We start from the raw sequence: 19,418 nt of genomic DNA on the forward strand, positions 1-19,418 counted from the left end.
CCTACAGTCCGCGGCCGTCCATGAGCCGTCCCACGCCTTCCCGCCGTCCCCTCTCCGGAGAGGGTCCCGTCATCCTCCACGCCGCCACCGACGCGCGCTGGCTGCCGCTGGCGCTCGATCGCTTCGACGAGGTGCTGGTGGACCACGCCCATTGCGAGAAGAAGGCCGCCGCCAACGCGCTGTCCCTGCTCCAGATGTACCCGGACCTGCCGGGGCTGCCGTCGCAGATGGCCCGCCTGGCCCGCGAGGAGAGTGCCCACCTGGCCAAGGTGCTGGAGTTGATGGAAGCGCGCGGCCTGACGCTGACGAAGGACTCCGGGGACCCGTACGCGCAGGCCCTGCAGAAGCTGGTGCGCACGCCGTCCGCGGAGCGCCGCGTGGACCGGCTCCTGGTGGCCGCCGTCATCGAGGCCCGCTCGTGCGAGCGCCTCTCACTGCTCGCAGAGGGGCTCACCGACCCGGCGCTCGCGCGCTTCTACGGGGAGCTGGCCCAGTCCGAGGACGGGCACCAGTCCCTCTTCTTCCGGCTCGCCGTCACCGCCGCCAACGGCGACGAGGCCACCGTGCGCGAGCGGCTGGAGTGGATGCTGGAGCACGAGGCCCGCGTCATCACCGACGTGGGCCTGCGCGCCGCCATCCACTGAATCCTCACGGCCCCGGGCTCGCGGGAGCCACGACACTCACCGGCGTTCCCCGCGCGGGTGCCTCGCGGCTCGCGGCCTTGAAGGGCCACACCCAGGGCACGGCCACCACCAGCGCGGCCACGAGCAGTGCGGTGAGCGGCGTGCCCAACCGGAAGAAGTCCGTGAAGCGGTAGTGCCCCGGGCCGTAGACGAGCACGCAGCTGGGCTCCAGCGGGGTGATGAACGAGCAGCTCGCCGCCAGCGTCACGCCCATGGCGAAGGGGCGTGGGTCCACGCCGAGCTGCTGCGCGGCGTTGATGGCCACCGGCAGCACCACCAGCGCCGCGGCCTGGTTGCTCATGGGCGCCGACAGGACGATGGTCAGCACCATCAGCAGCGCCATCACCGTGCGCGGCCCGCCGTACGCCCCCAGCTCCGCCACCGCGTTGCCGATGAACTTCCCCGCACCGCTCTCCTCCATGGCCAGGCCCAGCGCCATCATGGAGCCGATGAGCAGCACCACGCGCCAGTCCACCCGGAAGGCGATGCGCGCGTCCACGCACCCGGTGGCAATCATCGCCAGCATGCCGGTGAGCCCCGCCACCGACAGCGGCACCACGTCCAGCGTCCCCGCCCCCAGCGCCCCCAGGAAGAGCACCACCGCCAGGAGCGCCTTGCGGTGACGAGGAGGCTGGTACTCATGGCCGCCGAGCACCACCAGGTTGGCGCCCTTCGCCAGCTCCGACACCTTCTCCTTCGGCCCGCGCAACAGCAGCACGTCGCCCACCGACAGCGGCATCATCGACAGCGAGCGCTCTCCGAAGATGCGCCCCAGCAGCTGCAGCTTGGTGACGCGTTGGATGGCCGGCTTGCGGTGCAGCGCCAGCGCCACCAGGCCGTAGCGCTCCAGGAACAGCGTCTCCTTCAGGCTGCGCCCCGTCAGCGGGCTGCCCTGCGGCACGCTGGCTTCAATCAGGACGGTGTCCTTGTCGCTCAGCTCGGTGTCCGACAGCCTCACGTCCGGCCGGATTTCGATGCCGCGCAGGTCCTTCACCCGGAGGATGTCCTCGCGGTTGCCCTCGACGATGAGGCGCTCGTCGCCGTGCAGCCGGTAGTTCGGCACCGCCGGCAACGTCTGCCCATCGCGGATGATGCCGATGACGCGCAGGCCGAGTCCCTCCGTGATGTCCGCCAGCTCCTTGCCCACGTAGCGCGAGTCCGCTGGCAGCATCGCCTCCGTGAGGTAGTCGCGCAGCGTCCAGTCCTCCACGCTCCCCTGCCCCTCGCGAGACGGCAGCAGCAGCGGCCCCAGCAGCACCACCACGAGGATGCCGATGACACACAGCGGGAGGCCCACCGGCGCCAGCTCCGCCACGCCGATGGGCGGCATCCCCATGCGCTGCAGCGCCGCGGACACCACCAGGTTGGTGGACGTGCCGTAGAGGAAGATCATCCCGCCCAGCATCGACGCGTAGGCCAGCGGCAGCAGCACCTTGCTCTTGGGCACCTTGGCCCGATGCGCGGCGCCAATGGCCACCGGCAGGAAGGCCGCCGTCGTCACTGTGTTGGAGATGATGGAGGAGAAGGCCGCCACCGCCACCATCATCGCCATGACGAACGTCTGGTGGCCGAAGCGGGCGAAGAAGGCCAGGCGCTGCCCGATGAGCTGCACCACGCCCGTGGAGGCGAGCCCCTGCGTCATGGCCAGCAGCGTGAAGATGAAGATGACCGTGTCGTTGCTGAAGCCCTCGAAGGCCTGCTGCGGCGTGAGCACGCCCGTCAGTGCGAGCAGGCACACCACCACCAGCGAGCTGACCTCGATGGGAATGGTGTCGAAGGAGAACAGCACCAGCGCGACGACGACGATGCCGAGGACGATGGCGATGGTCATGGGCCCACCACCAACCTGTGTTCTCCCCCCTCGCGGGGTGAGCCCCCTGGCGCACTGCACCGTCAATTACTGGAAGCCCGGCCGCTGATACGTGGAATCAGGAGAGCCCTGTCCGGAAGGCCGTTTCACCGCCGGACGCCCCCTCGCGAGCACAGCCACCCGAAGGTCTCCCGTCTGGCCCGACGCGTGCTTTGGGCCCGGCCACCATGTCCGGCCCGCACGACCTCTTCGTCCGCTACACCTTTGGCCATCCCGAGCGGGCCGCGGCCGAGCTGCGCGCCGTGCTGCCCGCGCACGTCGTCTCCGCCGTGGACTGGACGTCTCTGCGCAGAGAGCCCGGCAGCGTCGTGGACCCGGAACTGCGAGAAACCGAGAGCGACCTGCTCTTCACGGCGCGCCTGCGCACCGGCCACCCGCTGCTGCTGTACGTGCTGCTGGAGCACCAGTCCACGGTGGACCGGTGGATGGCGCTGCGCATGCTGCGCTACGTGGTGCGCCAGCTGGAGCGCTGGCGCCAGGAGCACCCGGACAGCACCGAGCTCCCGCCCATCCTCCCGCTCGTCATGTACCACGGGCCGGAAGGGGCCTGGACGGCGCCACGCCGGGTGGAGGAGCTCTTCGCGTTGCCGGAGAAAGGGCGGGCACGGTGGCGAGCGCTGGTACCGCGCTTCGAGTACCTGCTCGATGACCTGACAGCGGAGCGCGAGGAAGCGCTGAGCTCGCGCCCCGGGCCGCCCCTGGCCCGGCTGGCGTGGCTGGCATTGCGGTACGGGCGCAGCAGGACGCTGGCGCGGAAACTGCCGGAGTGGGTGGCGCTCTTCGCGCAGGTGCAGGCAGGTCCCGAAGGCACCGAGGGGTTGGTGGTGCTCATCCGGTACCTCTTGTTGATAGGAAACGAGGCCGCGCGTGAAGCAACCAGGCAGGTGTTACATTCGGTGCTGGGTGAGCAGCGCACGGAGGAACTGATGCGGGGCTACGGCGAGGAACTCATCGAGCGGGGACGCCAGCAGGGACTGGCACAGGGAGTGACTCGCGCACGTGCCGAGGACATCCTGAGGATCCTCACCGCGCGGGGCGTGCCGCTGGACGAAGCGGCCCGGCAGCGCATCCTCACCTGCGCGGACATGGCCACGCTGGACCGCTGGTTCGACAAGTCCCTGAACGCCACCACCCTCGCCGCGGTGTTCGACGACATGCAGTAGCCGCTGACGCGCTCTCCGTACGCGGTGAGCCCCTGGCGCACTGCGCCGTCAACTACTGGAAGCCCGGTCGCTGATAAGTGGAATTAGGAGAGCCCTGTCTGGTGGCCCGGTTGACTGCCGGACGCCAGTTGCATTCCCGGCCTCCTTCCAGAAGGTTTGTCGTCTCTCCCGTTGGTAGGTTCCGGCCCCCTTGGGACCGTACGCGGGAATCCCTATTTCGAGACGACACGAGGATACTTCGATGGCTTCGACGCAAGCGGCGGCGGTGGGTGAGAAGGCCCCCACGAAGAACCCCACGCTCCTGGCCTGGGTGGCCAAGATGGCCCAGATGACCCAGCCGGACAGCATCGTCTGGTGCGACGGCTCCGAGGAGGAGAAGAAGCGCCTGACGGACCAGGCGGTGAAGGAGGGAATCCTCATCCCCCTGAACCAGCAGAAGCGCCCGGGCTGCTATCTGCACCGCTCCAACCCCAATGACGTGGCGCGCGTGGAGCACCTCACGTTCATCTGTACGCCCAACAAGACGGACGCCGGCCCCACCAACAACTGGATGGACCCGGACGAGGCGTACACCAAGCTGGGCCAGCACTTCGACGGCGCCATGAAGGGCCGCACCATGTACGTGGTGCCCTACGCCATGGGCCCCATCGGCAGCCCCTTCACCAAGATTGGCGTGGAGCTGACCGACAGCGTCTACGTGGTGCTCAACATGCGGATCATGGCCCGCATGGGGAAGCAGGCGCTGGACATGCTGGGCGACAGCGACGACTTCAACCGCGGCCTGCACAGCACCGGCGACGTGAACCCGGACCGCCGCTACATCTGCCACTTCCCCCAGGACAACACCATCTGGAGCTTCGGCTCGGGATATGGCGGCAACGTGCTGCTCGGGAAGAAATGCCTCGCGCTGCGCATCGGCAGCTACCTGGGCCGCGAGGAGGGGTGGCTCGCCGAGCACATGCTCATCCTCGGCGTCACCAGCCCCAAGGGTGAGACGACCTACGTCGCCGCCGCCTTCCCGTCCGCCTGCGGCAAGACGAACTTCGCGATGCTGATTCCTCCGGCCGAGGAGTACAAGGGCTGGAAGATCGAGACGGTCGGCGACGACATCGCCTGGATGCGCCCCGGTCCGGATGGCCGCCTGTACGCCATCAACCCCGAGGCCGGCTACTTCGGCGTCGTCCCCGGCACCAACTACAAGACCAACCCCAACGCGATGGAGACCATCGCCAAGGACACCCTCTTCACCAACGTGGCGATGACGGCCGACGGTGACGTGTGGTGGGAGGGCAAGGACGGCGAGGTGCCGGACGAGCTCACCGACTGGCAGGGCCGGCCCTGGAAGAAGGGCAGCACGGAGAAGGCGGCGCACCCGAACAGCCGCTTCACCGCGCCCATGTCCAACAACCCGGTGCTGAGCTCCAAGGCCAATGACCCGATGGGCGTGCCCATCTCCGCCCTCATCTTCGGCGGCCGCCGCTCCAACACCGTCCCGCTCGTCATCCAGGCGTTCAACTGGACGCACGGCGTGTTCCTCGGCGCCACCATGGGCAGCGAGACGACGGCCGCCGCCACCGGCAAGGTCGGCGTCGTGCGCCGCGACCCCATGGCCATGCTGCCCTTCTGCGGCTACCACATGGGCGACTACCTCCAGCACTGGCTGGACATGCAGAAGGCCATCCCCCAGCTGCCGAAGATCTTCCAGGTCAACTGGTTCCGGCAGGACAAGAACGGCAAGTTCGTGTGGCCGGGCTTCGGGGACAACATGCGCGTGCTCGAGTGGATCGTGAACCGCGTCCACGGCCGCGTCCCCACGAAGGAGACGCTGCTGGGCTGGGTGCCGCGCTCCGACGAGGGCCTCAACCTCAAGGGCCTGGACATCTCCGCCGAGGCCGTCGCCGAGGCCACCTCCATCAAGGAGGACGAGTGGAAGGCCGAGCTGAAGAGCCAGGAGGTCTTCTTCGAGCAGCTGGGCACCAAGGCCCCCGAGGCCCTCATGCTCCAGCGCAAGCTGCTCATCTCCCGCCTGGAGACCTGAGCCGCCCTGTAGCGCGCTGAAGCCGTCGTCCGGGGCTTCCTTTCGGGGCCGCTACCCGCCTGCTCATGCCGGGCGTGGGGCGGCCCCGGTGTCTTTTCACGGGAAGTGAAGGCGGCCTCTTCGCCGTGCGGGCGGCTCCGGGCTAGGCTCGGGGTCACCATGAGACTGGCTTTTGTGTTGTCGGTGGCCCTCGCGCTGGCGCCACCGGTGGCGCTCGCGCAGCGCGGCGGCGCCCGGAATCCGGCGGTCCTCATCCGCGAGGGTGAGCGGCTGTACCAGGCTGGGAAGTATCGCGAGGCGGCCGAGTCGCTGAAGAAGGCGCACGAGCTGTCGCCCAACCCGAAGCTCATCTACAACATCGCCGTCGCCCTGGAGAACGCGGGCGAGCTGCGCGAGGCGCTCTCCTGGTACCAGCAGTACGTCGGCAACACGGAGGGCACGGACCCCACGCTGCTCAAGCGCAGCGCGCGCGGCATCGACCGGCTCCAGGTCCTCATCAAGAAGGAGGAGCAGGCGCAGGCCAGCGCGGACACCGAGCGCGAGAAGCTCCAGGCGGAAGCCGACGCGGCACGCCGCCGGGCGGAGCAGGAGCAGCTGGCGGCCCGGCGCGCGGAGGAGGAGAACCTGCGCCGGCAGCAGGCCGAGCACGAGCGCGCGATGAAGTCCTACAAGCGCCAGCGCATCGCCGCCTTCGCCGTGGGCGGTGTGGCGGTGGCCGGCGTGGGCGCGGGCGTGCTCTTCGGCATGCAGGCGCGCGACGCGCGCACGCAGTTCGACGAAGCCCGGAACCTGGAGGACAAGCAGGCCCGCGCGGACGACACGAAGAGCAAGGCGCTGCTCGCGGACATCGGCTTCGGCGTGGGGCTGGCCGGGGCGATTACAGCCATCATCCTCTACCCGAAGGATGGGCCGCCCGTGGAGGGCGAGGTGCGGGTGACGCTGGCGCCGCGGGGCGCCGGAGCCGGAATGGAGGTCAGCTTCTGATGCGCGCGCTGGGACTGATGACGTGCTGCACCCTGTTGCTGGCCGGCTGCAGCTTCACCACCGCCGGTGGCCTCACCGAGTGCGAGTCGAGCGCGGACTGCGACTCCGCGCAGGTGTGCAACGAGGGCTTCTGCCTGCCGCAGCCGGTGGGCTGTGGCGATGTGTTCGGCCCCGTCTCCAAGCCGAACACGATTCCGCTGGGCGCGGCGCTGCCCCTGACGACGTCCGAGGGCAGGGACGAGTCCGAGGAGCAGGCACTCAACTCCATCAAGCTGGTGATTGAAGAGGTCAACCAGCGCGAGGGCATCAACGGCCGCAACTTCATCCTCTACATCTGCGACACCGGCTCGGATGCGGCGCGCGCCCGCGAGCAGGCCCAGTGGCTGGTGAACGAGAAGGCGGTGCCGGTGGTCTTCACCTCCGGCAGCGCGCAGACGATTGCCGCCTCCAGCGTCACCATCGCCGCCGGCGCGCTGATGATGACGCACACGTCGACGAGCCCGGACATCGCCACGCTGCCCGACAAGACTCAAGGAGCGGCGGGGCTGGTGTGGCGGACGGCGCCCTCGGACACGCTGCAGGGCCGCATCATCGGCGACCTGCTCCAGGGAACCGTCACCGTGGCGGACAACGCGACGGCCTTCGCGAACACGAACAAGGTCGTGCTGTCCTACGTGGACGACCCGTACGGCCAGGGCCTGTCCGGGGTGGTGCTCCGCCGGTTGACGCAGCCGCAGGTCACCTCCGCGAAGTACAACCGCAACGCGGACGTGACTCCGGTCGTGACGGCCATCAGCACCCAGCTGCCCGACGTCACGGTGATGGTGGGCTTCTCCGAGGACAACGCGAAGGTCATCAACCAGCTCGCCACCCAGGGCACCAAGGGGCGGAAGTGGTTCTTCACGGACGCCGGCAAGGACCCGGGCCTGTTCACCAACCTGGGTGCCAACAAGGACCAGGTGAATGGCTCCTACGGCACCGCCCCGGCGCAGGCCCGCGTCGATGCGGACGAGTACCGGCAGTTCCGCAACCGCTTCCAGGCCGCGTACAGCAAGGACCCGGGCCAGTTCTCCTTCACCGCGCACGCCTATGACGCCATGTACCTCGTCGCGCTGGGCACCGCCTACGCGGCGGGCCCGGACGCAACCAAGCCGCAGCCCATCACCGGCGCCCGCATCGCCGAGGGGCTGACGCACGTGACGCCGGGCGCGGGAGTCTCCGCCCCGGTCTACGCCCTGGGCTTCACCGACTTCATCAGCGCCCGGGATGCCATGCGCACCGGCACCATCATCAACGTGAAGGGCGCTAGCGGCGACCTGGACTTCAACAACGACACGGGCGAGGCCCCGTCCGAGTACGAGCTGTGGAAGGTGGAGAACGGCGCCTTCAAGACGGTGCAGCTCATCAAGCCGTCCGCGGACTGACGGGGCCCTCCCCCAGCACCCGCGCCAGTAGCTCCACGGCGGCGGCGAACACCTCGGGCGTCGGCAGCAGCGACAGCACGAGGAAGGCGCCGCCGCCGAAGTCGTAGAACCAGCCCGGCTGCACCAGCACGCCCGCGTCCAGCAGGGCGAGGCAGGTGGCCTCCTCGCCGGGCTCCGCCGGAATCCGCAGCACCGCGCTCCACCCGCCGTGCGCGGGCACCACGTCCCACGTGGCGCCCGCCGGGCGGGCCTTCAGCAGGCGCTGGCGGTTGCCCCTCACGCGCTCCAGCACCGCCGCCTGGAAGCGGGGCACGTGGGCCAGCAACGCAGGTAGCGCGAGCTGCACGGGCGTGCCTACCGGCAGGTACGTGTCCGCCACCCACTCCAGCCGGGCCAGTGCTTCGTCGCGCAAGGCGGGCGGGCCGCCCACGTGCATCCACCCCAGCTTGAGGCCGGGCAGGCCGGCCACTTTCGACAGGCCGGACAGGGCGAAGGTGAGCGCGGGCAGCGTGCGCCCGGCCACGGTGGGCACGCGCGAGGGCTCGGTGTCCCAGGCGAAGTCGCTGAAGACTTCATCGGACACCAACGCCAGCCCGTGGCGCGCGCACGCGTCCGCCAGCGCCGCCAGCTCGCCCTCGTGCAGGTAGTGGCCGGTGGGGTTGCCAGGGTTGACGACGAGCACCGCGCGGGTGCGGGCGTCGCATGCGGCCTCCACCTCGTCCACGTCCAGGCCGAAGCCGTGCGCGCGGGGCAGGTGGTAGGGCCGCGTCTCCACGCCCTCCAGGCGCGCCAGGTGCTCGAAGAGGGGGTAGCTGGGCGCGGGAACGAGGACGTTGTCCCCAGGCTCGCACAGCAGCTTGAAGAGCCACCCGTAGGCCTCGCTGGTGCTGGCCGTCAGCACGAGGTGCTCGGGGGACACGGCCGCGCCGTGGGCCGTCAGGTGCGTGGCCAGGGCATGGCGCGCGGAAGGAAGGCCGAGGGCTTCCGGCGCGTAGCCACAGGCGCCGGGAGGGGCGAGCAGGGCCTCCGCGGGGGCGGGCAGCCCCACGCGCGTGGGGTTGGACTCGGTGACGTCCAGCAGGGGGAGCCCGCGGGCGCGGTGCCGGGCGAGCGCCTGCGCCAGCGGGTTCGGGGTGCGGGGGAAGTCGGAGCGGGCGGAGAAGCCGCTCACAGGCCCGTCTGCAGCATGGCGTTGGCCACGCGGCGGATGAGCTCCCTGCGCACCTCCTTGCGGCAGTGCTCGATGGCCTTCTCGTGGGGCCGGGGCAACGCGGGGTCTCGGGTGCGCAGCGCGGTCCGGAGGACGAGCTCGACCTTCGAGGGCTCGATGTGGAACAGCCGAGGCCCCTCCTTCTGGAGGAAGTAGCTGAGCCCCCTCTGGTCGATGAGCTTCGTGAAGAAGCGCCGGACGTCCGCGTGGAACGTGAGGTCGATGATGTCCGCCATTCGCAACGCGTTCTCGCGCGGAAAAAACGGCCCGTCCATTTCACGACCGCGTGACCGAAAAACTTGCGCGACCTGTAGCACTCGTCCTTTGGCGAAAACGCGCCGGAGGCCGATTTTCCGGCCTCCGCGCGTTCAGGGCACCAGCGAGCGCAGGGCCTTCCGGAACGCGGTGTGCCGTCGGCGCGCGTCAGGAAGGTACGGCACCGGTCCCAGCACCGGGACGCCGTGGCGCTCCTCCAGCAGCTGGCGGTTGTCGCGCTCGGACGGGTCCTTCGCCGCGGTGCCGCGCGAGAGCAGCACGGCCTTCACGGGGATGCGCCGCGCGGCCAGCGCCTGGAGCGACAGGGCCGTGTGGTTGAGCGTGCCCAGCCCCGCGCGGGCCACCAGCAGCACGGGCAGGCGCAGGGTGGCGATGAGGTCGATGACGTCGTGCCGCGAGTCGAGGGGGACGAAGAGGCCGCCGGCCCCCTCCACCACCGTGGTGCCGTGGGAGAGCCGCTTCCAGGCGGCCAGGGTGACGTCCCAGTCCGGCTCCCGGCCCAGGCGGCGCGCGGCCACGCCAGGGGCCAGGGGGGCGCGGAAGCGGTGGGGACAGAGGGCCTCCACGGGCAGCGTGCTGCGCGCCGCCTCGCGCAGGGCCAGCGTGTCCGCCGGGGCGCGCAGGGAGGCGCAGCCGCTCTCGTAGGGCTTGAAGCCCTGGGGCTGGAGGCCCGCGTCCGCCAACAGCGACAGCAGCGCGCACGAGGCCTGCGTCTTCCCCACGCCGGTGTCCGTGCCGGTGACGAAGATTTGGAAGGGCCGGCTAGCCATGGTGCACTCCCACCCGGCGCAGGGCGTCCAGCGCCAGGTCCACGTGGCCCAGGGTGTGGGCGGCGGAGAGGCAGAAGCGCAGCCGGCTGGTGCCCTCGGGCACGGTGGGCGGGCGGATGGCCTTCACCAACACGCCCGCCTCGCGCAGGCGGCTCGCGGCGGCCAGGGCGCGCTCGGGCTCTCCGAGGACGATGGGGAACACGGCGCTGCGGGCTTCGGCCTGCAGGCCCAGGGCGCGCAGGCCGGCCGCGAAGCGGCGGATGTTGCGCCACAGCCGCTCGCGCAGGGCCGGGTCACCCTCCACGACGTCCACGGCGGCCTCGGCGGCGGCGCACAGCGCGGCGGGCAGCGCGGTGGAGAAGACGAAGGGCCGCGCGCGGGACACCAGCAGGTCCGCCACCGCGCGCGAGGTGGCCACGTACGCGCCCATGCCGCCCAGCGCCTTGCTGAGCGTGCCCATGCGCAGGTCCACGCGCGCCTCCAGGCTCAGCTCCTCACACAGGCCGGCGCCGCGGGCCCCCAGCACGCCGGTGGCATGGGCCTCGTCCACCATCAGCGCGGCGCCGTGCGCCTCGCAGGCCTCGACGATGTCTCGCAGCGGAGCCACGTCGCCGTCCATGGAGAAGACGGTGTCGGTGACGACGAGCTTGCGACGCGCGGGCGTGTCCGCGAGGGCGCGTGACAGCGCCTCCACGTCCGCGTGCGGGTAGACGACGACGCGGGCACGGGACAGGCGGCAGCCGTCCACGAGGGAGGCGTGGTTGAGGGCGTCGGAGAAGACGGCGTCCCCGGGGCCGACGAGGGCGGGGAGGATGCCGGTGTTGGCGGCATAGCCGCTGTTGAAGAGGAGCACGGCCTCGGCGCGCTCGAAGGCGGCCAGGCGCGCCTCCAGCCGGTGGTGCGCGGACGTGTCGCCCACGACGAGCCGGCTGGCACCGGTGCCCATGCCGTAGCGCTCCAGCGCGGCGGCGGCGGCGGCGCGCACGGACGGCGAGGCGGCAAGCCCCAGGTAGTCGTTGGAGGAGAAGTTGACGAGCGTCTCCCCGCCCACGCGGACCACCGGGCCCTGCGGCGAGTCGAGCGGCTCCAGGTGCCGGCGCAGGCCGCGCGCGGAGAGGGCCGACAGGTCCTCCCGCGCCCACGTGGAGGCGACACCCTCCTGCGCACTCCCCTCCCCGGCCTCGCGCCGGGCCGTCGAGGTCGTGATGCTCACGTGCGCTCCGTCCTACCCCTCCCGCCGGGGCTCCAGCGGGCGGATGCCGGCCTTCTCCAGCAGGGCCATGTCCTGGCCGTACTCGGGGTTGCCGGTGGTGAGCAGCTTCTCGCCGAAGAAGAGCGAGTTGGCGCCCGCCATCATGCACAACAGCTGCGCCTCCTCGTTCATCTGCTGGCGGCCCGCGGACAGGCGCACCATGGACTGCGGCATCAGGACGCGGGCGGTGGCGATGGTGCGCACCATGTCCACCGTCTCGATGCGCGGCTGCTCGGCCAGCGGCGTGCCCTCCACGGCCACCAGCGCGTTGACGGGCACCGACTCCGGGTGGTGCTCCTGGTTGGCCAGCGTGCGCAGCAGGTTGCAGCGGTCGTCCACCGACTCGCCCATGCCGATGATGCCGCCGCAGCACACGGAGATGCCGGCCTCGCGCACGCGGTTGAGCGTCTTCAGCCGGTCGTCATACGTCCGGGTGGAGATGATGTCGCCGTAGTGCTCCGGCGAGGTGTCCAGGTTGTGGTTGTACGCGTCCAGGCCCGCCTCGCGCAGGCGCTTCGCCTGGCTGTCGGTGAGCATGCCCAGCGTGGCGCACGCCTCCATGCCCAGGGCACGCACGCCGCGCACCATCTCCAGCACGCTGTCGAACTGCGGGCCGTCCTTCACCTCGCGCCACGCGGCGCCCATGCAGAAGCGCGTGGCCCCGGCGGCACGGGCCTTGGTCGCGGCCGCCAGCACCTCCGGCACCGCCATCAGCTTCTCCGCCTTGACGCCCGTCTTGTAGCGGGCCGCCTGCGGGCAGTACGCGCAGTCCTCGGAGCAGCCGCCCGTCTTGATGGACAGGAGCGAGCACAGCTGCACCTTGTTGTCCTGGAACACGGACCGGTGGACCGTCTGCGCCCGGTGGACCAGGTCCAGCAGGGGCATGGAGTAGATGGCGCGGACCTCGGCGAGCGCCCAGTCATGGCGCAGCTCGACGCCCGGAGGCGGCGGCGCGGCCGTGTGGGAATGGCCGTGAAAGGACTCGCTGGGGGCGGAGGTGTCGGGCATGGGCTCCTCGGCAGGCATGAGGAGCGCGAAGGTGCGCGGGCGGCGGGAAGTTGTCAACGTCGCTGAGCGGACAGGTTGACGACTTCCCACGAAACAGAAACGGGCCGGCGCCCGCGGGGAAGCCCCGGGGCGCCGGCCCTGACTGCCTCAGTCGAAGCGGCCGCTAGACGCGGACGCGGCGCCGGCCACCGGCCATGCCCACCAGGAACAGCAGCAGGAGGGCGCCCAGCACGGAGAACAGCAGCCCGGTCGGGTGCAGGTCGAAGAGACGGCCGTCGCGGTGGAACAGCGAAGCGACGAGGCCACCCACGAACGAGCCGGCGACGCCGAGCAGCGTGGTGGCGATGAGCCCCATGGACTGGTTGCCCGGCATGACAGCGCGAGCGATGAGGCCGGCGAGAAGACCGATGACCAGGAAAGCAATGATCCCCATGACTACCTCCCTTGATTGGGAGCGGCGCGCCTTGCGCTGCTCACGTGGATTCAAGGTGGGCTGCCCCTCCTTCCCGTACAACTTGACGACAGGGGGGTTGACACCGTGCTTGCCTGCTCTCCTGCCTGTCCAACCTGTAAGGGCGTAAAAACGTCAGGGTTCCGCGCTATGCCCGAAGCATGGCGAAGGCGAAGACGCACTACACCTGTCAGGCCTGCGGGTATCAGACGGCGAAGTGGCTTGGAAAGTGCCCGGACTGCGGCGCGTGGAGCTCACTGCTGGAAGAGGCGGGAGCGAAGGACGACGAGAAGCGCCCGGCGTGGGGCGCCTCGGGCGGGGCCTCGAAGCCCGTGCTCCTCAAGGAGGTCACCAGCGAGACAGAGGTGCGGCGCCGCACGGGCATCGCCGAGTTCGACCGCGTGCTGGGCGGCGGCGTGGTGAGCGGCTCGCTGGTGCTGCTGGGCGGAGACCCGGGCATCGGCAAGTCCACGCTGCTGCTCGCGGCAGTGGACAGGCTGGCGCGCCACGGGCCGGTGCTCTACGTGTCGGGTGAGGAGAGCCTGCGGCAGACGAAGATGCGCGCCGAGCGGCTCCGGGTGGAAGGGGATGCCCTCCACCTGTTCGCGGAGACGGACGCGGAGCGCATCCTGACGGCCGCCGAGGCGCTCAAGCCGCAGGCGCTGGTGGTGGACTCCATCCAGACCATGTACCTGCCGGAATTGGGCAACGCGCCGGGCAGCATCACCCAGGTGCGCGAGGTGGCGGGCCGGCTGATGGCGTACGCCAAGCGCACGGGGGTGCCCACGTTCCTCGTGGGCCACGTGACGAAGGAAGGCTCCATCGCGGGCCCGCGCGTGCTGGAGCACATGGTGGACACCGTCCTCTACTTCGAGGGCGAGCGCGGCCACCCGTTCCGGATTCTCCGTGCGCACAAGAACCGCTTCGGCTCCACCAATGAGATTGGCGTCTTCGAAATGAAGGGCGCGGGGCTGGTGGAAGTCTCCGACCCCTCCGCCCTCTTCCTCTCGGAGCGCCCGGTGGGCAAGTCCGGCAGCGTCGTGACGAGCACGCTCAACGGCACGCGCCCGCTGCTGGTGGAGGTGCAGGCGCTGGTGGCGCCCACGGGCTACGGCACCGCGCGGCGCACGGCCATCGGCGTGGACGGCAACCGCGTGGCGTTGCTGGCGGCGGTGCTGGAGAAGAAGGAGGAGATTCCGCTGGTGGGCTGCGACCTCTTCGTCAACGTCGCGGGCGGCATGCAGCTCAACGAGCCCGCGTGTGACCTCGCGGTGTGCGCGGCGCTGGTGAGCAGCCTGCAGAACCGGCCGCTGGACGCGAAGACGCTGGTGCTGGGCGAGGTGGGCCTCGCGGGCGAGGTGCGCGCGGTGGGCCAGATGGAGCCGCGCCTGGCCGAGGCCGCGAAGATGGGCTTCCAGCGGGTGGTGATGCCCGCCGGAAGCGCCCGGCGGCTCGAGGGCGCCGGGAAGATGAAGGTGGTGGGCGTGGAGACGCTCGGCGAGGCGCTGGCGGCGATGTTCGACTGAAGCTCCGCGCGCCAGCACCCCATGCCGTGACTACGGCGCCGCGGGCGTCTTGAACTCGGGGATGAGCCCGCCGGTGAGGCGGATGCTCTTCATCACCTTGTCATGCGGCAGGGCGCCCACCTGGTGGAAGGACATGAGGGCGTCGATGCCCAGGGCCTCGTAGCGCTTCAGCCGCTTCCGCACCTGGTCCTGGGTGCCGACAATCAGCGAGTCCTGCTCGCTCAAGACTTCCCACACCTGCCCGTCCGGCACGTCCTCGCCCCCGACGATGCGGCCGAGCAGCCGCTGGGCCCGGGACTGCGGCGCGTTCGGGTCCTTCTTGCGCATGAGCTGCCCCGTGAGTCCCCCACCCGCCGGGTCCTTGGCCAGCGACTCCAATTCGGCGGCGGTGCGGATGAAGGCCTCCTTCGCCTCGAAGAAGGTGAAGGAGCCATTCGTGTACCAGGCCGCGGCCTTCGCGGCGCCGTTCTCCATCGCCTCCTGCTCGCTGTCCGCACAGTGGACGAAGGTGAAGAAGGCGACCTGGTCGTTGACGAACTCGCCCACCGGCTCACAGCGGGTGCGCAGCGCCTCGCGGTAGATGTGAATCATCTCCGCGACTTCCTCGGGCGAGGCCCACAGCGTCACGCCCAGCGCGCCCACGCCGTTGCGTCCCGCCTGCTCGAACGAGGCGGGGCTGGAGCACGCCTGCCACAGCGGCGGGTGCGGCTTGCGGTACGGCTTGGGGATGACGCTGATGTCCTTGAGCCGGTAGTCCGGGCTGTCCCAGGAGAACTTCTCGCGGGTCCACATCTGCGGAACCATCTCGAAGGCCTGCTGCATCTGCCCGCGCGTGGAGTCCGGGTCGATGTTGAAGGTGCGCCACTCGGGAATGGTGCTGCGCGCCAGCCCGAGCTGGAAGCGGCCCCCGCTCAGGTGGTCGATGAAGGCCCCGCGCTCCGCGATGCGGATGGGGTGGTTGAAGCGCCCCGGCGCCAGCACCGACGAGTGGCCCACGTGCATCTTCTTCGTGTTCATGGCGATGGCCGTGAGCATCACCTCGGGCGCCGAGCTGTAGCTGAACTCCACGGCGGTGTGGTGCTCCACCTGCCACCAGACGCCATAGCCCATCTCATCCGCCAGCTTCGCCTGCTCCAGCGTCTCCTGGATGAGCCGATGCTCGTGGTCCGGGCCGGTCCAGTGCTCCTTCGGGTGCTGCATCTCAGAGAAGATGTCGAGTCGCATGTCCCCCTCCTCATTGTCTCGGGTGCGCGCCGCCCTCCGGGGCGGGCGCCAGCAGCGTAGACCAGGCGGGCAGGCAACCGAGATACATGTGACACCCTGGCGGTAGGCCTCCAGGCCACATCGCGGGTGATGACGTCACCGGTGTACGATTGAAGCCCCCGGGCTCCGCGAGGAAGCGAGCCGCCGCCCCGCCGGTGTGAAACAGGAACGCCTTCCATGCAAGGGATTGGCTTCCCGCCCAGGCCCCAGGCGCATTCTCCTCTGGGAACCAATGCCTTGCATTCCCGGTACCCCACCAGCCCGACGTCCTCGTGGAGTGCCGAAATGACTCACAACATGGCTTGAAAGTCGACGGCGGCTTTTGATGTTTGTGCCCCCACTTGCCAGGCACCCCTTGCACGCCGGTCATTTCCGACGCGGCGGTTGAGCAGGCGAGGGCCCCTTCCGTCCGTCGTGTTCGGAGAAGCGGGGCCCTTTGTCGGCTCTCATTCCCTGGCTGCTGGAGCACCATGAGAAAGCAGCTCAAGTGGTTCATGTTGGCAGTCGGCGTCCAGGCCTCCGCGTGCGGTGGCGCGTCCGACTTTCAAGGCAGCACGCCCGAGCTCACCACTCCCGAGGTGACCGCCCCCGAGGCCCCCACGCCTTCCGAGTCCGCGCCCATCGACGCCGATGCTGGCGCCACCGCGGTGGACCCCAACAGCATCTACGCGGACGCGCTCGGCGCGGGCTGGGTGGACTGGTCCTGGGCCACGCACAACCTCGCGGCCACCTCCCCTGTCGCGTCCGGCACGCGCGCCGTGTCCGCGACGTTCGGCGCCTGGGCGGGGCTGTACTTCCACCACACCGGCGTCCCCACCACGGGGCTCGAGTTCGTGGAGTTCCAGGTCCACGGCGGCGTGACGGCCAACCCCGCCCTCTCCGCGTATGCCACCGTGGCCAACGCCAACCGGCCCACGGTGGGGGTGAACCGGTACTGTGACGGCGGCACCATCAAGGCCAACGCCTGGACGCGGTGCCGCGTGCCGCTGTCCGCGCTCGGCGTCTCCAACGTCACGATGGACGGCTTCGTCATCCAGGAGGGCGCCGGCCGCTCGCTGCCGGTGATGACCTTCGACAACCTCCGCCTGGGCACCTCCGCGGCCACGCCGGCCGCGCCCACCGGGCTGAAGGCCACGCCGGCCTCGACGTCCGTCGCCCTGACGTGGACCGCCGTCAGCGGCGCGACGGGCTACCACGTGTACCGCGCCACCACCCAGGCGGGCACGTACACGAAGCTCACGGTGACGCCCGCCACCACCGCCGCGTACACGGACACCGCCGTCACCGCTGGCGCGACGTACTGGTACGCCGTGTCCGCGGTGGGCACCGGCGGCGAGGGCGCCCGCTCCTCGGCCGTCTCGGCCACCGTGCAGTCCCCGGTGCCGACGGTGGCCATCTCCGTGACGCCCACCAGCGCGTCGCTGCTGAAGGGCGCCACGCGCACCTTCACCGCCGCCGTGACGGGCAGCACCAACACGGGCGTGACGTGGTCCGTCCAGGAGGGCTCGGCCGGTGGCACTGTCACCAACGCGGGCCTGTACACCGCGCCGCAGACGACGGGCACGTACCACGTCGTCGCCACCAGCATGGCGGACACCACGAAGAAGGCGACGGCCACCGTCACCGTCACCGCGTCCACGCCGGCCACCGGCAAGTGGGTGTCTGGTTATTACACCGGCTGGAACGCGGACCTGTACCCGCCGGAGAAGGTGGACTTCAGCGCGATGACGCACATCATCGTCGGCCGCGCCACGCCCCGCACGGACGGCACGGTGAGCACGGCGTTCGACAACTCGAACGGCCCGGCCATGGCGCGCACCCTGGCGACGCGGGCCCACGCGGCCGGGCGCAAGGCCATCATCATGGTGGGCGGCGCCGGTGAGCACGCCAACTGGGTGGGCGCCGCCAGCAGCGCCAACCGCGCGAAGTTCGTGCAGAACCTGCTCTCCGCCATGGACAGCCTCGGCTACGACGGGCTCGACATCGACTGGGAGCCGGTGGAGACGGCGGACAAGCCCAACCTGCTCGCGCTGGTGAAGGACCTGCGCACGGCGCGGCCGGGCATGCTGCTCACCTTCCCCATCGGGTGGATCAACACCAACTTCGCGTCCGACGTGGACCCCTGGTACGCGCAGCTCGCGCCGTACCTGGACCAGGTCAACGTCATGTCCTACGAGATGATTGGCCCGTGGGACGGCTGGCAGTCCTGGTACACGTCCGCGCTGTACGGCCACACCGGCAACCACCCCACGTCCGTCTCCGCCAGCCTCAACGGCTGGGTGAACGCGGGCATCCCCAAGGCGAAGCTGGGCATGGGCATCCCCTTCTACGGCATGGCGTGGCGCAACATCACCGGCCCGTACCAGAGCTTCACCAACTGGTCGGACTACGTGGGCAGCGACAACTCCTTCACGTACAAGAAGATCCTCCAGCTCTCCAAGTCCGGCACGTATCACTGGGACGCCGCGGCCGCCGCGAGCTACGTCACCTTCAGCACGCCCGTGGAGGACGGCACCGTGCGGTGGATTTCCTATGACGCCCCGCAGACCATCGCCGCCAAGGGCGCGTACACCCGCGACAACGGCTTCGGTGGCACCATCATCTGGACCATCAACCAGGGCTGCACCGACCCCGCCACCGGCGCCAACCCGCTGCTGGACGCGGTGAAGAGCGCCTTCCTGCAGTAGCGGGACGACAGCAGGGAGGAGCGGGGCCACCCGCCACGCTCCTCCCTCCTGCTTCACTCCGCCGGGGGCATGCCCGGAGGGGGCATGATGTTCGTCCCCGGGGCGCCTTCAGGCAGCACGGCGTAGCGCAGCAGCAGCACGCCGTTCTTGTAGGCCTTGGTGGACAGCAGCTCCAGGCTCCGCGTCGCCTGGAGCCGCGTGACGAGCGGGATACCCGAGCCGAGCAGCAACGGGTTCAGCTTGAGCACCACCTCGTCGACGAGCCCCGCATCCAGCACCTTCGACGCGAAGTCCGCGCCGCCCGCGAGGAAGATGTCCTTGCCCGGCCGGGCCTTGAGCTGCCGGATGACACCGAGGGCGTCGTCAGCCACCAGCTTCACGCGTGGGTTCGGGCTCTCCTTCATGGAGCGCGTGAAGACGTAGGGCTCCATCATCGGATAGGGGTCCGTCACCCCCACCTTCAGGCCCTGCTCGTACGTGCGGCGCCCCATCAGGACGGTGTCGTACGTCGCGAAGGACGCGAGGTAGTCGGTGATGTGCTCGCTGTCCTTCACGAGCCGTTCCTGCATGAAGGCCCCGTAGGTGTCGTCCTCGTGGGCGATGAAGCCGTCGGCGGTGGAAGCAACGTGGTACTTGAGCTTTCGCATACAGAATCTCCAGAGCAGCGCGTACGCCCGGAGCACCGGGCGGATGGGAATGAACTTCGCGGCGGGGACTCGGGGAGACCCACACGTCCGGACGGCAATCCTCGACGCACCACGGCCAGGCTGCCGGGGCGACGCAAGGAAGTCTCGGGAAGTGGGTCAGCGAGTG

The 19,418-nt window shown here is 70.2% G+C and carries 16 protein-coding genes; 7 read left to right on the plus strand and 9 right to left on the minus strand.

The features are described from left to right. The first annotated feature begins 20 nt into the window (after positions 1-20). Positions 21-644, plus strand: coding sequence for a MiaE family protein (locus G4D86_RS23815; RefSeq protein WP_163996289.1), 624 nt, complete (start codon positions 21-23; stop codon positions 642-644). A 4-nt stretch (positions 645-648) separates the two neighbouring features. On the opposite strand, the gene G4D86_RS23820 is transcribed toward G4D86_RS23815, so the two are convergent. Continuing rightward, positions 649-2,514, minus strand: a complete 1,866-nt coding sequence (locus G4D86_RS23820; protein WP_163996290.1) for an SLC13 family permease — start codon at positions 2,512-2,514, stop codon at positions 649-651. A 206-nt stretch (positions 2,515-2,720) separates the two neighbouring features. Here G4D86_RS23820 and G4D86_RS23825 point away from each other — a divergent pair, with 206 nt between their 5' ends. From G4D86_RS23825 to G4D86_RS23840, 4 genes are all read left to right on the plus strand, one after another. After that, a complete protein-coding gene (locus G4D86_RS23825) occupies positions 2,721-3,716 on the plus strand; it encodes an Rpn family recombination-promoting nuclease/putative transposase (RefSeq protein ID WP_163996291.1) in 996 nt (331 codons plus the stop codon). Between the two features lie 241 nt (positions 3,717-3,957). Beyond that, positions 3,958-5,754, plus strand: a complete 1,797-nt coding sequence (locus tag G4D86_RS23830) for a phosphoenolpyruvate carboxykinase (GTP) (RefSeq protein ID WP_163996292.1) — start codon at positions 3,958-3,960, stop codon at positions 5,752-5,754. Positions 5,755-5,913: 159 nt separating this feature from the next. Continuing rightward, positions 5,914-6,738, plus strand: coding sequence for a tetratricopeptide repeat protein (locus G4D86_RS23835; RefSeq protein ID WP_163996293.1), 825 nt, complete (start codon positions 5,914-5,916; stop codon positions 6,736-6,738). Continuing rightward, positions 6,738-8,162, plus strand: a complete 1,425-nt coding sequence (locus G4D86_RS23840) for an ABC transporter substrate-binding protein (protein ID WP_163996294.1) — start codon at positions 6,738-6,740, stop codon at positions 8,160-8,162. The genes G4D86_RS23835 and G4D86_RS23840 overlap by 1 nt, the downstream gene beginning before the upstream one ends. Here G4D86_RS23840 and G4D86_RS23845 read toward each other — a convergent pair. From G4D86_RS23845 to G4D86_RS23870, 6 genes are all read right to left on the minus strand, one after another. Continuing rightward, positions 8,143-9,333, minus strand: a complete 1,191-nt coding sequence (locus G4D86_RS23845) for a pyridoxal phosphate-dependent aminotransferase (protein WP_163996295.1) — start codon at positions 9,331-9,333, stop codon at positions 8,143-8,145. The two genes, G4D86_RS23840 and G4D86_RS23845, sit on opposite strands and share 20 nt — an antisense overlap. After that, on the minus strand, positions 9,330-9,608 hold the full coding sequence (locus G4D86_RS23850; protein ID WP_163996296.1) for a hypothetical protein: 279 nt from the start codon (positions 9,606-9,608) through the stop codon (positions 9,330-9,332). The genes G4D86_RS23845 and G4D86_RS23850 overlap by 4 nt, the downstream gene beginning before the upstream one ends. Before the next feature lie 132 nt (positions 9,609-9,740). Further along, a complete protein-coding gene (bioD, locus tag G4D86_RS23855; RefSeq protein ID WP_163996297.1) occupies positions 9,741-10,418 on the minus strand; it encodes a dethiobiotin synthase in 678 nt (225 codons plus the stop codon). Further along, entirely contained in the window at positions 10,411-11,625 is a 1,215-nt protein-coding gene (gene bioF, locus G4D86_RS23860) for an 8-amino-7-oxononanoate synthase (RefSeq protein WP_163996389.1), read from the minus strand. Before bioF ends, bioD begins: the two co-directional genes overlap by 8 nt. An 18-nt stretch (positions 11,626-11,643) precedes the next feature. Beyond that, the gene (bioB, locus tag G4D86_RS23865) at positions 11,644-12,678 is read right to left on the minus strand and encodes a biotin synthase BioB (protein WP_163996298.1); all 1,035 of its coding nucleotides are present in this window, start codon (positions 12,676-12,678) and stop codon (positions 11,644-11,646) included. 163 nt (positions 12,679-12,841) lie between these two features. After that, positions 12,842-13,111, minus strand: coding sequence for a GlsB/YeaQ/YmgE family stress response membrane protein (locus G4D86_RS23870; RefSeq protein ID WP_163996299.1), 270 nt, complete (start codon positions 13,109-13,111; stop codon positions 12,842-12,844). A gap of 179 nt (positions 13,112-13,290) precedes the next feature. Between G4D86_RS23870 and radA the strand changes: the two genes are divergently transcribed. Continuing rightward, complete coding sequence (radA, locus tag G4D86_RS23875) at positions 13,291-14,655, plus strand: DNA repair protein RadA (protein ID WP_163996300.1); 1,365 nt, start codon at positions 13,291-13,293, stop codon at positions 14,653-14,655. A 30-nt stretch (positions 14,656-14,685) separates the two neighbouring features. Here the strand turns inward: radA and G4D86_RS23880 are convergent, their stop codons facing one another. After that, positions 14,686-15,879, minus strand: coding sequence for an LLM class flavin-dependent oxidoreductase (locus tag G4D86_RS23880; RefSeq protein ID WP_163996301.1), 1,194 nt, complete (start codon positions 15,877-15,879; stop codon positions 14,686-14,688). 509 nt (positions 15,880-16,388) lie between these two features. Between G4D86_RS23880 and G4D86_RS23885 the strand changes: the two genes are divergently transcribed. Then, the gene (locus G4D86_RS23885; RefSeq protein WP_163996302.1) at positions 16,389-18,605 is read left to right on the plus strand and encodes a glycosyl hydrolase family 18 protein; all 2,217 of its coding nucleotides are present in this window, start codon (positions 16,389-16,391) and stop codon (positions 18,603-18,605) included. 53 nt (positions 18,606-18,658) lie between these two features. Here G4D86_RS23885 and G4D86_RS23890 read toward each other — a convergent pair whose 3' ends face one another. Then, positions 18,659-19,252 carry a dihydrofolate reductase family protein gene (locus G4D86_RS23890; protein ID WP_163996303.1) on the minus strand — a complete coding sequence of 198 codons (594 nt, stop codon included), beginning with the start codon at positions 19,250-19,252 and terminating at the stop codon, positions 18,659-18,661. Positions 19,253-19,418 lie beyond the last annotated feature (166 nt).

Source organism: Pyxidicoccus caerfyrddinensis, assembly GCF_010894405.1.
Lineage (GTDB): Bacteria > Myxococcota > Myxococcia > Myxococcales > Myxococcaceae > Myxococcus > Myxococcus caerfyrddinensis.

Bases quoted from the DNA above. Each gene is read 5' to 3' on its own strand.
- radA (WP_163996300.1), top strand. From the start codon at position 13,291: ATGGCGAAGGCGAAGACGCACTACACCTGTCAGGCCTGCGGGTATCAG.
- G4D86_RS23830 (WP_163996292.1), top strand. From the start codon at position 3,958: ATGGCTTCGACGCAAGCGGCGGCGGTGGGTGAGAAGGCCCCCACGAAG.
- G4D86_RS23820 (WP_163996290.1), bottom strand. From the start codon at position 2,514: ATGACCATCGCCATCGTCCTCGGCATCGTCGTCGTCGCGCTGGTGCTG.
- bioB (WP_163996298.1), bottom strand. From the start codon at position 12,678: ATGCCCGACACCTCCGCCCCCAGCGAGTCCTTTCACGGCCATTCCCAC.
- G4D86_RS23840 (WP_163996294.1), top strand. From the start codon at position 6,738: ATGCGCGCGCTGGGACTGATGACGTGCTGCACCCTGTTGCTGGCCGGC.
- G4D86_RS23815 (WP_163996289.1), top strand. From the start codon at position 21: ATGAGCCGTCCCACGCCTTCCCGCCGTCCCCTCTCCGGAGAGGGTCCC.
- G4D86_RS23890 (WP_163996303.1), bottom strand. From the start codon at position 19,252: ATGCGAAAGCTCAAGTACCACGTTGCTTCCACCGCCGACGGCTTCATC.
- G4D86_RS23885 (WP_163996302.1), top strand. From the start codon at position 16,389: ATGAGAAAGCAGCTCAAGTGGTTCATGTTGGCAGTCGGCGTCCAGGCC.
- bioD (WP_163996297.1), bottom strand. From the start codon at position 10,418: ATGGCTAGCCGGCCCTTCCAAATCTTCGTCACCGGCACGGACACCGGC.
- G4D86_RS23835 (WP_163996293.1), top strand. From the start codon at position 5,914: ATGAGACTGGCTTTTGTGTTGTCGGTGGCCCTCGCGCTGGCGCCACCG.
- G4D86_RS23850 (WP_163996296.1), bottom strand. From the start codon at position 9,608: ATGGCGGACATCATCGACCTCACGTTCCACGCGGACGTCCGGCGCTTC.
- G4D86_RS23880 (WP_163996301.1), bottom strand. From the start codon at position 15,879: ATGCGACTCGACATCTTCTCTGAGATGCAGCACCCGAAGGAGCACTGG.
- G4D86_RS23825 (WP_163996291.1), top strand. From the start codon at position 2,721: ATGTCCGGCCCGCACGACCTCTTCGTCCGCTACACCTTTGGCCATCCC.
- G4D86_RS23870 (WP_163996299.1), bottom strand. From the start codon at position 13,111: ATGGGGATCATTGCTTTCCTGGTCATCGGTCTTCTCGCCGGCCTCATC.